14 protein-coding genes are annotated in these 13,416 nt (G+C 59.7%); all 14 read right to left on the bottom strand.

Going from position 1 to position 13,416, the window contains the following annotated elements; genetic code table 11:
- Window positions 1–77: 77 nt before the first annotated feature.
- On the bottom strand, window positions 78–1,688 hold the full coding sequence (locus CXY71_RS15805; RefSeq protein ID WP_104137444.1) for a tyrosine-type recombinase/integrase: 1,611 nt from the start codon (window positions 1,686–1,688) through the stop codon (window positions 78–80).
- Complete coding sequence (locus CXY71_RS21210; protein ID WP_233204667.1) at window positions 1,685–3,070, bottom strand: hypothetical protein; 1,386 nt, start codon at window positions 3,068–3,070, stop codon at window positions 1,685–1,687. The genes CXY71_RS15805 and CXY71_RS21210 overlap by 4 nt, the downstream gene beginning before the upstream one ends.
- A 388-nt stretch (window positions 3,071–3,458) precedes the next feature.
- Window positions 3,459–4,070 carry a tyrosine-type recombinase/integrase gene (locus tag CXY71_RS15795; protein ID WP_368665895.1) on the bottom strand — a complete coding sequence of 204 codons (612 nt, stop codon included), beginning with the start codon at window positions 4,068–4,070 and terminating at the stop codon, window positions 3,459–3,461.
- 1,280 nt (window positions 4,071–5,350) lie between these two features.
- Window positions 5,351–5,713 carry an HIRAN domain-containing protein gene (locus CXY71_RS15790; RefSeq protein ID WP_104137434.1) on the bottom strand — a complete coding sequence of 121 codons (363 nt, stop codon included), beginning with the start codon at window positions 5,711–5,713 and terminating at the stop codon, window positions 5,351–5,353.
- A 554-nt stretch (window positions 5,714–6,267) separates the two neighbouring features.
- Complete coding sequence (locus CXY71_RS15785) at window positions 6,268–7,542, bottom strand: phage major capsid protein (protein ID WP_104137431.1); 1,275 nt, start codon at window positions 7,540–7,542, stop codon at window positions 6,268–6,270.
- Between the two features lie 29 nt (window positions 7,543–7,571).
- Window positions 7,572–7,787: a helix-turn-helix domain-containing protein gene (locus CXY71_RS22710; protein WP_368665896.1), complete on the bottom strand. Its 216-nt coding sequence runs from the start codon at window positions 7,785–7,787 to the stop codon at window positions 7,572–7,574.
- Window positions 7,788–7,981: 194 nt separating this feature from the next.
- On the bottom strand, window positions 7,982–8,269 hold the full coding sequence (locus tag CXY71_RS15775; RefSeq protein WP_104137425.1) for a hypothetical protein: 288 nt from the start codon (window positions 8,267–8,269) through the stop codon (window positions 7,982–7,984).
- Window positions 8,266–8,790 (bottom strand): hypothetical protein, encoded by a 525-nt coding sequence (locus tag CXY71_RS15770; protein ID WP_104137422.1) that lies wholly within the window; start codon window positions 8,788–8,790, stop codon window positions 8,266–8,268. Before CXY71_RS15770 ends, CXY71_RS15775 begins: the two co-directional genes overlap by 4 nt.
- Before the next feature lie 2 nt (window positions 8,791–8,792).
- Entirely contained in the window at window positions 8,793–9,047 is a 255-nt protein-coding gene (locus CXY71_RS15765) for a hypothetical protein (RefSeq protein ID WP_104137419.1), read from the bottom strand.
- Window positions 9,044–10,384 (bottom strand): DUF3631 domain-containing protein, encoded by a 1,341-nt coding sequence (locus CXY71_RS15760; protein WP_104137416.1) that lies wholly within the window; start codon window positions 10,382–10,384, stop codon window positions 9,044–9,046. Before CXY71_RS15760 ends, CXY71_RS15765 begins: the two co-directional genes overlap by 4 nt.
- Window positions 10,381–10,794, bottom strand: coding sequence for a hypothetical protein (locus tag CXY71_RS15755; protein WP_104137413.1), 414 nt, complete (start codon window positions 10,792–10,794; stop codon window positions 10,381–10,383). Before CXY71_RS15755 ends, CXY71_RS15760 begins: the two co-directional genes overlap by 4 nt.
- Window positions 10,794–11,015, bottom strand: a complete 222-nt coding sequence (locus CXY71_RS15750; protein WP_104137410.1) for a hypothetical protein — start codon at window positions 11,013–11,015, stop codon at window positions 10,794–10,796. The genes CXY71_RS15755 and CXY71_RS15750 overlap by 1 nt, the downstream gene beginning before the upstream one ends.
- A 528-nt stretch (window positions 11,016–11,543) precedes the next feature.
- Window positions 11,544–11,900, bottom strand: a complete 357-nt coding sequence (locus tag CXY71_RS15745; protein WP_146072855.1) for a hypothetical protein — start codon at window positions 11,898–11,900, stop codon at window positions 11,544–11,546.
- An 82-nt stretch (window positions 11,901–11,982) separates the two neighbouring features.
- The gene (locus CXY71_RS15740) at window positions 11,983–13,338 is read right to left on the bottom strand and encodes a recombinase family protein (protein ID WP_104137404.1); all 1,356 of its coding nucleotides are present in this window, start codon (window positions 13,336–13,338) and stop codon (window positions 11,983–11,985) included.
- Window positions 13,339–13,416: the final 78 nt, after the last annotated feature.

Raw genomic sequence — 13,416 nt, 5'->3', positions numbered from 1 at the left:
GCTGCGGTCATGCTGATCTCGACTTTCAGTGATCCCTCATTTTAAGAGGGCCCACTGTCCGAGATATCCGCGGCAGGTCACTTCGCCCATCGTTCAGTCTCGCGGCTGTAGCTCGCGGTCAAGGCGTTGGAGGTCCCGGTGGCTTGAGAGTGTTTTAACTGCAGCCCCGCGGCGATTTGTCCGCCGTGCTCGTATTCGGTCAGGAGCGCCATCGTTCGTCGGAGCATATGAGGCGTGATTGGACCTGCGGGGATCGGGCTCAGCCCCGTGCTGAGCGCCGTCTCGTTGATTCGCTTTCGGAATCGCTGAAGTGCGTTGGTCACGTGGAACCCGCGTTGATCGGCAACCTTGGACCGTGCGGTAGACGCGCGGGAACTGCTGAAGAGGTGAGTCTCATGTGGGCTGGTACTTTCGAGCACCTCGACAGCCTTCTGAACAGGATCGGTGATCCACCAGTATTTGAGGGGGCGATGAGGCTCATGTTTTATCAGCGGAGATTTTAGGGCTGCTACCCCGTAGTGAGTGGTAACACTGCCGCGCTGCAGCTCCTGCACTTCTGAATCTCGCATCATCGTCATCGAGGCGATGACGACGTAGCAAGCCTCCCGCAGCATCCGGCTCTCTACCCCAGCCGAATGGGAATCAAAGCTGTCATGCCAAGGACGGTCTCGCCCTGGCAGCGCCTGCACCGGGGCGAACACCCCGCCAACAACGGAGATGCGCCCCGACTGGAGTGCTTGGGTGACTACGTCGCGCCGCCGTCGTCCTGACTGATTTCCATTCGTGAACAGGTCTAAAGTGGCGCCGTCGGTGATTCGAGCCGAGAGCTGTCTCCAGTTCACATTTTCTTGTTCCTTTTGGGTCGGATGACGAGTTCTCTTGAGCAGGATTGGCTCATCGTCGCGATCCATATATTGGTCGAACGATGTGTCCAAGCTTCCCGTGTTCGCAGGCTGTCGTGGCATCTCTTTGAAGACCGCGCTGTGCTCGCCGGCGGCGATGATGTCGACAGAGAACACAGAGACATAGGCCCACGCCGCTTGTATGAGCGGATAGAACAATTCTGGCGACACAGGCTGAGTTGCCAACGGCTTGCGCCGCTGCGTTCCTCGCAGCGGATTGTTCTCAGGATTGGGCCAAGGATGTTGAGCGATGCCGCCTTCACTCAAGACGGATCTGCATACGTATAGGAGCGCCGCGATCTTCCCGACGCCCGCAATTACTTGCGGGCTCGGCTGCGGGACCTGCTGCAAGTGTCGGATCGAGTTGATGAAATCGTCTCGGCTCCACCAGGTGAGGCTCGCAGGATATCCGTTGTCCTTGGCTAAGTCCTGCAGTATGGCAATGCACTTCACAAAGCTGCGAACGGTTCGCGGCTGTCGTGGGGGAGTGGAAAGAAAGACCCCGCGGTTTAGCAAGAGCGGGTGCGATGGGTTGAGTAATATCATCGCAATCTCTTTCGCATATGTAAGCCACGTGTTCTCTAGGCCTATGAAGCTGATGCGTCCCCACGCACCATTGGCATTGGCCGGACGCCCCAAGCAATTGAGGTTCCAAACCAGAACTGAGTCATCACCGAACACCGGAATAGGTTCTGTCTCCCTGCGGATCGAGTGTTCCATGGCGACAGAGGTGTTGGCAGGGAAGGCGGCAGTCGCGACGCCCCTCAGGTGCGAAAGGGCGCTCATCTGTCTAACTCCGCTCGCGAGGCAAGCGGAAGATGAAGGTGCTCGGCATCGCTTCGGATAGTACCTCGGGCAACATCCTTTTCGGAACTGCTGAACTGTTCTAGGACTGCGTTTAGACTCTCTCGTCGCTCTCCCCATTGCTCGATGAAGCGAGGCGGGTACAGGTCCTGTCTTCGGGCTTCGATGTGATCCGACATGAGAAGCAACTGCGGGAGATGATCTGTGAAGATCACAGCATTGGGGCAAGTCAAGCAGGCGAAAGGCCGTTCCATGCAGAGTTCTCCCGCGGCCGTGTTAGGACCGTTGGTCGGGTCCGCGCAAGCACTTACGCCGAGTGCACGTTCCGTCCGAGTTTCATCGGCAACAAGTGCTGCCAGTTGACGAGCACGGACCTCTGTCGACTCATCGCGCAATACCGAGCTCGCAGAGCGGGCAATCAGCGTGGGGGTTGAGGCAAGGGCCTGTCCGAAGACTCGCTCCTGAGCGTGCGCAATCGTGCGCGCCGAGGCTGAAATTACGGAAGTGACAGGTAGGTAGTACCGATTGAAAGTTGTCTCCGTATGATCCGTGCCCGCGGCCGCTTCGGCCGATCCGCTAATCCCGGCGCGTACCGCTTTTACGGCTTTGCGAATTCTTCGGAGGTCGATCGGCAACGACAGCTGAACACCGTGGACTAACGCCCAGTCTCCGAGCTTAATCTTTTGAAAGTTTTGCTGGTTAATGACGAGTTTGACTCTCGTGAGTTTGTGGACCATCCAAAGGGTTTGATCGTCGTCGACTAAGCTGCGCGCGAGAGCCGTGACGGCGATAGCCCGTTTGAATAGACCGGCCGTTCCCCAAGTCTCTTGGGACGCGGGTCCCGTGAAATTGAGCCGCATGAGTACGTGGGACCGCGCTTTGAACGTCGTCCAATCCAATCCGCCGTCGGAGAATACGAGGTCCCCCACCTTTGCTTCGCGGACTTGTTCCGGTGCGATACCTGTGGACCACATCAGTAGGAGTTGAAAGCTCATCATCTCTGTTTCGCTCGGCGCGACGAGAGATGCAATCGCTCGCAATACACGGCTTGCGGGGCCTTCAAAATCCCGCCCAACAACGCCAAGCTGGCTAGCAGACAGCGTAGAAACTATGGCACGCATCAGATCTCCATCCGCACAAAGCTGGCGCTTCACTTCCTCGGCTCCAGCACCTTCGAGGGCTGTTCTGATCAATGATCGGAACGAGGCGCTATCGCGAAATAGCATCTGCCCGTGTTGAATGCGCAATTCCGTGATCGCCGCGTCGCGTGTAGCGGCCCTCATCTGCTGGATCCGTTCGGCGTTCGAGAACTCGTCGAGCGGGGTGTCCTCCGGTCGCGATGCCGAGAACGGGCTGGTCACCATGGCTGCGAGTGATGCGTTCGCCGTTCGGCTCGACAATACGGCTCGCCTAATCAGAGCGACGACTCGCGAGTAGGCCTGGCTTTGACCTGCAGTGGAAAGCGAAGATCGCCATTCGTAGAGCGTGAATACGAGGTCGTCGTCGGGCCTGTAGATGGACGCCTTCCTCGGCGCGCCTCGTGTATCTGCAAACCTGCAGAAGAGGACGATGGCGGCCCTGTACCCGCCAGCTGTACTGATGGTTACCCCGCTGGCTTTCACCTGATCAGTCCAAAGGTCGCCAAGTTCCGCGGCTAGATTGGCACACTCAAAATCAAACGGATCCAAGAAATGGGTGGCCACACGACCGCGTACCGGCCCGGAAACCGATCGCTTCGAATGCTTACTGCGACTAGTCATTGTGGGAGAACTTTTCTAGCCGAAACTGGTCGATGAGGCTCCCGTAGTCTTGCGACTCTTCGGTCCAACTTGCGAAGGCGGCCTCAACTTCATCGGAAAGTTCATTCTGAGCACCGAGATATATAGACGTCGTTGCGAGACTGGCATGGCCCAACATACGTTGCACCTCCACGATGGGGTCTAAGGAAACTCCGCGTGTACTGTCCGTTTGTTGTAAGTTCTTCAGCATTGTTGTTGCGAAGGTATGCCGCAGCATATGGGGCGTGATTGGACGAGTGGATCGAGTCGGTCCAAGCACGACCGACATCCGTGCAGATGCCTCGCGGAAGGCTCGATGCCAGGAGTCCTTGGATGGCATCCGACCGCCGAAGTTCACGAAGAGCGACATCGGCTCGAGGCCGTCTCCCGTGTCTCTGAAGGTGCGAGCACGAAGTGCCGGCTTCATTGCTTTCACGGTCCGGCGTACCCGAACGCCGTCGAGCTCACCGGACAGCCACGTTCCGTGAGGACACTGGTTGTCGACGATAAACAGTGATGCATGTGAGCTGGTTTTCAATCTTGACGAGGCGGCAAACATCGCTTGACGTTCGGTTGCGACGTACAAACCTATCCTTGCCAAGACGCGAGGCGGAATGTAGGCCGACCTTTCCCTGCCCCCCTTCGCGCATGCTTGCAAAGTGACATGGGATCCGAAATCGCCCTGCTCATCTGCGCCGATCTCGCAGAGGAGGAGGCTGTGAAATTCGCACAATCTCATTCCAGTGGTGAGGGCAACCTGCGCCCCGATCGCATTTCGCATTGCCAGTTGTCCGCGAAAGGTTATGTCTGCTCCGCCGTTGGCTAGTCGCCCTTGAAGCCCGACGTTGAAGAAGATATGCCACTCGCGTTCGGAAAGGTGGCGGACGTTTGGCTGAGTGCGAACTGGTTGTCTAAGCACGTCTCGATTCCCGTGTGATATCCAGGGAAAACGGCCTATGACTTGGGCGTCAACGAGATAGGTGAAGAGCACGCGGATTGCAACAGCCTCAACTCTCCAAGAAACCGCTGAGATGGGCCGAGGTCCATTAGTGGTTCGAGACTCGCGATAGTTCGCGAGATGACTCTCTGTAACTTCGGTCAGGTCTATATTTAGCGATTCAAGAAACCTGGCGAGCCGGAGAGCCACATACGCGTACTGGCGCAGCGTGGAGCCCTCCCATCCGTTTCCGAGATGAACTCCGTACTCGAACCAGATTGGGGCCGGTCGGACTCCACTGAAAAACAGAGGCGTTCCTTGACTAGGGCTCGGTGGGTGTCAAACACCCGTTCCGCTTCTAGCTCAGGAGCAATAGTTGTTATATGTCGCTTAGCGAGCTGAGCGTCCAAGAAGTAGAGCTTCATGGCGGTGCCTTCTGGCATAAGGGCTGAAACCAGCCGCGAAGATCCTTTCCGCAAGCGACGGGGTGCAGTCGTTCACGTGAGGCACGTTCAACAGTGCACTATTTTCAGTCTCTGGATGGTGCCTCAGCGCAAAGTGAGGCACAACCAACACTGCAACGTAACCGGCTGGGTGCTGATCACGTTGATGACGGCCGGTTTACCTAACAAAACATGAATAGAGGTATAAATTGCGGATGACCTACGCGGTAGGTGGGTCATCGACAGGGGTACTCCGGAATGAGTACTCCGGTGATTGGCGCCGTTCGACATCGAGGGACCGCGAGCACGTGTCCTGGCGGTCGGGGCGCTTGGCTTGGTGGCAGGTACACCGATAACTCCCCGCTGCGAGCCGATAGGTGGCGGTGATCCCATCTCAGCGGTGCGAGGATGCCCGCTAACGCACGAGTTCGGGATTGTCGGGCAAGTCGTCGGGGCTAGACCCGAGCAGCGGTAGGACCACTCAGGTTAAGGCTTGAGCCAAGCTCTGACCTGCTCCTCTGCCGGCACGTTCAGCAGGATCCACCGGTCTCGGCCGTCTTGACGCACGGCGCCGTAAACCCAGACGCCTGTGCCCTCTTTAGAAAGCTTCTTGACCAGACGGCACCATAGCTTCGCCTCGTCAGCGGGCACGAAGCCTACCTGTCTCTTGTCCTGATAAACGGCGACCGCATTCTCGTCGAACTTGTTGCCAGGATCCGCCATTAGCTGGAACGGTCCGATTCCCCTGCCGCGAATGGCCGACTGCCGATAGCTCACCCCGGCCACAGGCATCGTGTCCGTCGCATTCGGAAGGAAGGTTACTGTGCGCTTTCGACTGAAGAATCCCATAGCCCAGCTCCCTATTGTTTTGATCTTCGCATGAGCCGGGGATGAGTTCCTGTCCCAATCCGAGGGCCGCGACGACGGTTGCTTCGCGCGCGTGATGGGGTGGGGGGTTCATCTCTATTTTTTTTGGAAGAGGGGGCGGTGTGCCGCTCTGCCAATTCTCTGAAAAAATCGGGGATTTTCGCGGGTTCTGTCCCTTGCTTCGCGCGCGACCCCGGTAACCGTGACGGGGGGAGAAAAACGGAACAGAGGGCGGTCTTCCGTTACCCTAAATTCCTAAGAAAATCCGCAGCTTTGGGCGGCATATCGCCCGTTTCGGCGGGAATTGCTTGGTGCATAGTGTCGGTGCAGTCCGTCGCCATTGACGGGCACACCTGGTGCGCTGGTCGGGTCATTGCGCATGAAAGGAATTGCGCTATCCGGCCATCCAATCCGTTGTCCTGGTCCATGGCCCGTGTGCGTGTCTCGCTGCACGGTCCCCAGGCGGTGAGGTTGACGCAAGCTGTGGGGGTGGGGAGCCGCCTACTGGGCTGCAGGCGGCTCCCTGATGGTGCTGGTTAGGTAGCGCTGTGGGCGAAGTACTTGATTGCCCCGGAAGTGTCGACCATGCTGCCGTCGAGTCGAGTTAGGCAACGGAAGGTCACGAGGTCGTTAGCGAATGCGTAGTCGTTGGACCGTTCGAAGCGGAGTCCGTTGACCTGTCGCACCCAGTAGCGGCTGATGTCACCGAATGCGACCGACTTGGCCCCTGCAGCCATGGCAGGCATGGTCGGGTCGGTATAGACCGGGCGACCGAGCAGGGTTCCTGCGGAGCCAGAGCCGGGGATGATGTCCGTTGAGAACACGTAGCGGCCGGTGCTGTCGCGGAGCTTGCGGATCGCGTTGAGCGTTGCGCTGCGCATGAGCCACGCGGCGGACGAGCTGCGGGCGTACGGCTCGGCTACCGATGCGGCAAGGTCAAGCAGCAGGTCGCCACCCTGCCCAGCCGTGGTCTGCGTACCGAATGATGTTGCGGTGCCGGTCGGGCCTGTCACGCCGAGCACAGCATCGGTAAGGATGCCGCGGGGCTGTCCGGTGCCCGTTCCGGTGATCGCGTGGGCGCCGAATGCGTTACCGATCGCGACGCCGGCCTGTTCGGCGAGGAAGCCGAGCAGGTCGAATTTCTCGTCTTCGGCCAGCTCGTAGCTGACTTGAACTAGGAAGCCGTACTTGTACGCGCCGAGGGTGATTGATCCGAGGCTCGGGTCGCTTGTGCCTATCAGCGAGCCTTCGGTGACGATTGCCGCTGCGCTGTACGCCGTGGATTTCGGCACCTTGAGGGGTTCGCCGCTTTCAGTTTGCAGGACCGTGGCGCCGGCCGCGAGAATCGAGCTGGACTCAACCAAATGACGAGTGAGCCGGTTGAAGAAGCTGGTTCCCACCAAACCGGAGCCCGAGGACGTGGCGAGGGCGCGCTGCTCAATGCCGGGCTGGTAGCCGGAGCGCAGTTCGTCGCTGGGGACGTGAATTTCGATCGGCTCGAATGAACGGGTGCGGATCGAGTTGCGGAATCGGTCGTTGAGGTCGCGGTCTGCGCCCGTTCCCAAGGCGTGAATTCGCCCGCCCATAAGCTGTCGCATGGACGCGACCGCGGAGGCGGCAGAAGCTTCATCCGACTCGAGCCGGTCAAGCGTCCCATCGAGAGACCGGACGTTGTCCATCAGATCCTCGAATTTTCCGTCTTCGATCTTAGTGAGGTTCCGCTTCTCACCCTTGGCACGGTCGACAATGCGCTGCGCCTCGGCGTGCTGGGACTTTCGCGACTCGAGGAGCCGCACTTTCATTTCACTCATATCTAGTTTCTCCTGGTGTGTTGGTTCGGTCACGCTGCGCGTGGTCGGGTTGCTCGGAAGTGCTGTAGTTGTTCGCGGCTTATCCGCCAGTGGCCATCTACCGACTCGGCTTGGAGCCGACCTGTTGCGATTGCCTTGCGGATGCCGCGGTCTGTCATTCCGAGCCGGTTCGCAGCCTGTGTCGTTGTGAGCCATTCACAGTGTGGCTCGGGGTCCGGTAGGGCTGCAGGGCGGGTTCCGAGCACGGAACTGCGCCAAGTTTTTTCGGATGTCAGTAACGCGACGAGTACCTCGTCAACCTCAGGGTCTTGCCCGCGGTGTTCCCGCCGAAATTGCTCTAGACCGGCGTACCGATTGAGGTACGCGGCCACCCTGGCTGGGACGATGACAACACCACCGCCAGCATGGAGGTAGTGCGCTGCCGGGCGCGGCGACGGCTTCACAGCGTGCCCAGTCCTTGGAATATGCTCGCCAACTCCGCTTTGGACTCGATCACCAGCATCAGATCTTCGGTCTGGGGGTGGTCAACCACGAGCCCATCGACAGTGGAGAGAATTTCCCCCAGCACGTGCCCGGTGAACAGACCGACCTCGGCGGGGCTAAATCCGGTCAGAGCGTCTTCCATGATGTTGGAACGTTGAGCATCATCGCCACGAGCAGCGATCAGCTGCCAGACCGTGCCGGCCACGTTCTCTGTCCATTCATCGCTGCCATATGCCGCGGTCACAGTCGGTACCCGAATTTTCCGGTGCTATCGACGTAGACCGACCTGTAGTCCGATGTCAGCAGGGTGCTGTGCACGGAGAGCGCATTAATCCCTGAATTGAATGTCCCGGTGGCTCCAGATACCGCACCACCAGCGCTCACGCTCCCGCCAGCACTCACGTTGCCCGTCGCACCTACGTTGCTGCCAGCAGTAATTCCGCCAGTCGCGCTGATGTTTCCGGTTACTGCCGAGCCGCTCGGTGGGCTGGCTACCTTATCCGCAATCCTCTGGTCGATGACCGTCTTCGTATACGAGTTCGCGCTGATGGAAGCCTGCACGTCCGCATCGATGGTCAGGAGGGTTTCGTTGACCTTGATAACGAGCAGCTCTACCTTGGCGACCAACAGTTGCACCTGGGCGGCCGTGTTGCCGATGTTCGTTCCAGACGGACGCTGCAAGTCTCGCAGCTGTGTGCGGATGTCCTTGAGCTCGCGGATGAGCGGTTCTAGGCCGGGTCCGTCTGGGGTGTGGTACTGAGCCATGATTAGTTCTCCTTTTCGTGGTGCGTGTTGGACTTGATGTTGTTTCGGTACCGCTTGCCGGCCCAGATTCCACCGATCGGCCGGTCGAGCTCGGCATAGGTGGCGCAGAGGTCGTATAGCGGGCAGGCTCGGCAGATGGGCGCGAGTTCGCCTATCGCCTGGTCGTCGTCGGTGAAACGGTCATCCCTCTGGCACGCCGGGTCCGTGGTGAGCATGGCGACCTGTAGGCGAATGAATGCCTCGGTGGCGCGGCTCATGCTGCGACCCGCTCGGCGTCGTGCTCGGGGTTGCGCTTCCCGCAGATACCCGCAGCGCGCGAGGCCGGGGCGAGCAGGGGAGCGGCGCAGACTCGGCAGGTTGTAGACGGCTCGACGGTTTGCGACGGTTCAAGCGGTTTGATTACAGGGGTATCGGCAGACACTTCGACAGTCTCAGACGGTTTAGACGGTTCCTGTCGGGGGGTGATGCCGGACTGTCGCCACGACTTGAGGAAGTCGGCGCGAGCATATCCGCGCTGGTCCCGCGAGTTCTTCGAAGACCTGATCTTGATAAGCACGAGCGTTCTGCCGAGTCGCTGCACGGTGAGCGCGCGACCGTAGGCGCTCCCGGCATCCCAGTAGTCGGGGTTAGTCTGGATCAACCGACTCACGAGCTCGTTGGTGTTCACGAACGGCTCACTCTCGGGCCATACCGCGTACAGGTCCATGAGCATTACCATTTGGGGCGGGAGCTTCATAAGACCCTCTTCTCGTTCCATCTCTACCTCTTGAATGTCTCGGTCGATCAGGCGGTCTGCGACCTCGGGCCACGTACCGCCCGCAGCAGCAGCAACACGCTTGAGCGGGTTCCACTTCTCCTTCATGCGGCCTACGCAGCCGGTGGGCAGGTCGGGGCGAGCGGTGCGGATGAATTCCCGGGCGGCGTCCATTGCACTCGCGAGCGCTTCGGCGTGGTCGCGGGCATCCGCTTCGATCTCTTCCCAGTCGGAGGATTCAACTACTCCGTACAGGTCAGGCATGAGCAGCACGCGGATCGACCGTGAGCGGGTGTCGTCGGGCAGGTGGGGCGAGTTGCCCGCCATTGCGACCGGAGCGTAGGTCGACATCTCTGCTACGTCCCACTCGCCGCCCTTGGCCGGCACGAGCACGGGGCGAGTGGCGCCGCGCTTGTACCCGCTATTGAGAATGGCAATGAGGTCTTCCACTCCCGGTTTCTTCGGGTCGAGAGACCGGTCCACTTCGTCAATCAGGATCGTTCGGATTCCCTTTGAGAGCATCCGGGCGAGCAATGCGGGGGAGGATATCGACGCGGCCTGAATCGGGTCGTGGCAGAGCCTCTGTAGATGTTCCAGAACGGTGGTCTTACCGCTCCCTGGCATCGTCGAGTCGAGCACGAGCCGAGGGGTGGAATACGTTTCGAGTGCAACGTGAGTGTGCGCAGCCCAGAGCGCGAGTAGGTCGAGGTCGAGGGGGTCGGGCACCGAGATGAACCGGGCGAGCCATTCCCGAACTTCGGTCAGGGTAGACCCCAGTAATGAACCGCTTGAACCGTCTGTAACCGTCGAGCCGTCGAGAATGACGGCATCCGCGCTCACTTGGCGCCGCCTGAGTAGATCTCGGCCCTAGTGATTTCCAACTCCGCGTAGCTCGGCCCGATCTTGATAGGCGAGCGCGGGTTGAATGCGGCCGCGTAATACCGATCACGGTCGGCGGTTGCCTGATCGAGCGCAGCCTCGAGCCGGGTGTACTCGGGGAGCAGTGATGCCAGCGCGAGCCGGTGACCGTGCAGCACGTAACCCTGCAGGGCGGGCGTGAGGTCGTCGAGCTTGATTTCGTCGGCCACGAGGCGCACGAGCTCGACGGCGAGGCGGGTTTCGACGGTCGCGCCGATCAGGGGCGCGGATTCTGCTGAGGTCGGCTCGGTGGGCGGTACTGTAGAAGTATTCGAGCCGCGAGTGAGAATTTGAGCCGGTCCCGTTGCCAGGGGCCGGTTTTGCTCTGCCACTAGGCTGCACGCCCAACGGGGCGCAGCAGCGAGGCGAGCCGATCGCGTTGCTCGGGGGTGAGCGGCGGGGCTTTGCTGACAACCTTGGTGATGTAGTCAGCGAGGCGCTCGGCGGCTAGGTCACGGTGTGCGACTGCGATCTCGGGGGAAGGATTACCCCAGCGAGCCGCAGCGGCTATCTTGGCGACAGTTTGGCGCTTGGACGATTTTTCGGATAGCAAAATAACAACACCTTTTCGGTGATGTCATCCTTGCCCAAGGTGATAACGGTATGCCGCCAGCAATAGGCGGGGCATTCTTTGAAGCTGGTTGTTATGCTACTGCATTGCATGGTGCATATGGCGCGACACGCCGGAATCTAGGTTTCGATGCGGGCAAGAATTACAGGTGGCTCTCCATTTCGATATGCGGCGACGATGGCGCGAAATCGTAATCGATACGCGCGACGGCAGTTCCCGCAGAACGCACTAACACCTTCATCGACATCTGAGGACTCGATGGACGCGAGACTTATGGTGCCCCAAGTCTCAGACTGATTGGACAGAGTGCGCGGCGTCGATAGTGCTTTCTTTGGACCTGGGATGCCAACTGCCACGCTTATCTTCGCTTCCCCATCGTCGTGCACGAGGCGCGCGAGAACGTGGGCACCGCTTCCGCGGTCGCATAGGGCCAGGATTGTTTGCTTCATGGTTCTTCCCTTCTGGGGGCAGGTCGGTAACGATTACCGACCTGCCCGGGGTGTCGATTGGTTACGCTGCGAGCGCGTCCATGCGATCAGCCATAGCGCGAAGCCATTCGGGGAACGCCTCGTAGGTATCAGCTGCGTCTCTAAACTCCGCGGCCGTCATCTCGCCGTTTCCCTCAAAGCTGATATATCCGGTAAATGTGCCTAGATGATCAGAGATGGAGCCGAGCACGATTTTTCCGTCAAAACTGGTATTCATGGCCTCGTGGGACCACTCAGATTCGGGCAAAATATATTCATGGCCTTCACCGGTGCATTCGGCATACTTGCACGGCGTGTTTTGCGCCGCGGTCCATAGGCTGTCGATCTCGGTGCGTGATGCGTCGTTCATGGTGGTTCCAACATTGGTTACAGTGTTCATGATTCGTTTCTCCTTGCTTGGTGTTGCGGATCTTGCCCTCGAGTTGTTGTATCAGCTCGGGGGCACTTTCAGGACTACGCGCCTATGACAGCCACGCGATAGCCACATCTTCGGGATCAAATACCCTCGTGTTCTTTTGCTTGGACACGGTAACTGTCATGAGCGAGGCGATCACCTGCCGCTTTTGAGGCAAGCCGAGCAGCGCCCACGCGCTGGCCGTATCCTCTGCTAGGGCTAAATCGGTCATTGTGGATCCACCGCGAGCAGCGTCGATGACGGCTTGAATCCGGGCGAGCTTCCCCTGGATAGTCGCAACCTGTTCGCGCACCGCGGCCGGGCGCATCGTTCCATCTGCCACGAGCTCGGCAAGGTCATCCCACCGTCCACGTAGCACGAGCGCTTCGGCCTGTTGCGGCGCGATGTCCTGGTCTACGCGCATAAGTTCAAGCACGTCCGGCCGGGAGAATCGGGCGATGATGACGCCCTCCACGAGCCCATCTAAGCGCTCTTGGTCGCGCTGAGTGCACCACTTGTCGGTACAGGCGTAAGCGATCCGTGGCGGTCTGTCTACGCCCTTGCGCGGATAGTCTGGGCGGGCCAGCATTCGACCGCCACACACTGCGCAGAGGGCAAGTCCAGACAGTAAATATTTGGTCTTGTTGCTCCAGTCGTGTGGCGTCTTTCGGTGTGTGCGGAGCCGGGTGTACTCGTTCCACTTTTCCCGCGTGATGATCGGCTCCCAGTCGCCCTCTGCCACGACTTCGCCCTTGTACTCACGGATGCCCGCATAGGCCGGATTCCGCAGGCGAGCGCGCAGCGTCGTGATGCTCCACGGCTTCCCTGTTACGGTCAGCGTGCCTCGAGCGTTGAAGTCCTCCACGACGGCGTAATAGGACTCGCCCGACAGGTAGCGGTTGTAGGCTTCGCGCAGCACGATGGCTTCTGATTCCACTATCTGAACCTTCCCCCCGACACGCTCGTAACCATACGGCCGATTCGAGAACTGCCACACGCCTGCATTTGCGCGCTGCACGTTCGCGGCGACTTGGCGGATACCTTTCTGCTCCCCCTCATACTGCGCCCACGCGGTGATGGTCTTGGCTACTGCGCGGCCGGCTGGGGTGCTCAGGTCGACATGGCCGGATTTCACGGCGTGCACGTTCACTCCGAGGTCAATCACGCGCTCGAGTTCACGAGAGAGCCGAATAAGGCGGTCGACGTGCCACACGACGATGCGCCCAGGATTGCTCACGAGCAGCGCCTCGAATGCGGGTCGACGTTTCCCGCTCGTCGCGCTGATGTCGTTGTCCTCGAGGACAGTGGTCACCTTCCACCCTTTTGCCTTGCAGAACTCGCGACATTCGGTGAGTTGGCGCTCTACGGCTGCACCTGCCCCGTCCCGATCGAGGGACTGTCTCACGTAAATGATTGTGTTCATATTGATTACCCTACACACGTTCCGACCGGATTGGTTTTGATCATCTGGGGTCTTGCCGGTCCGGCCCTCAGCGGGGTC

Source organism: Cryobacterium sp. Y62 (assembly GCF_002929785.1).
Classification (GTDB): Bacteria; Actinomycetota; Actinomycetes; order Actinomycetales; family Microbacteriaceae; genus Cryobacterium.
This window is presented reverse-complemented; position numbering and strand designations above follow the sequence as displayed.

What these genes read in the sequence shown, in the direction of transcription:
- CXY71_RS15805 (WP_104137444.1), bottom strand. Translation starts at nt 1,688, where the DNA reads ATGAGCGCCCTTTCGCACCTGAGGGGCGTCGCGACTGCCGCCTTCCCT.
- CXY71_RS21210 (WP_233204667.1), bottom strand. Translation starts at nt 3,070, where the DNA reads ATGGTGACCAGCCCGTTCTCGGCATCGCGACCGGAGGACACCCCGCTC.
- CXY71_RS15790 (WP_104137434.1), bottom strand. Translation starts at nt 5,713, where the DNA reads ATGGGATTCTTCAGTCGAAAGCGCACAGTAACCTTCCTTCCGAATGCG.
- CXY71_RS15785 (WP_104137431.1), bottom strand. Translation starts at nt 7,542, where the DNA reads ATGAGTGAAATGAAAGTGCGGCTCCTCGAGTCGCGAAAGTCCCAGCAC.
- CXY71_RS15770 (WP_104137422.1), bottom strand. Translation starts at nt 8,790, where the DNA reads ATGGCTCAGTACCACACCCCAGACGGACCCGGCCTAGAACCGCTCATC.
- CXY71_RS15765 (WP_104137419.1), bottom strand. Translation starts at nt 9,047, where the DNA reads ATGAGCCGCGCCACCGAGGCATTCATTCGCCTACAGGTCGCCATGCTC.
- CXY71_RS15745 (WP_146072855.1), bottom strand. Translation starts at nt 11,900, where the DNA reads ATGAACACTGTAACCAATGTTGGAACCACCATGAACGACGCATCACGC.
- CXY71_RS15740 (WP_104137404.1), bottom strand. Translation starts at nt 13,338, where the DNA reads ATGAACACAATCATTTACGTGAGACAGTCCCTCGATCGGGACGGGGCA.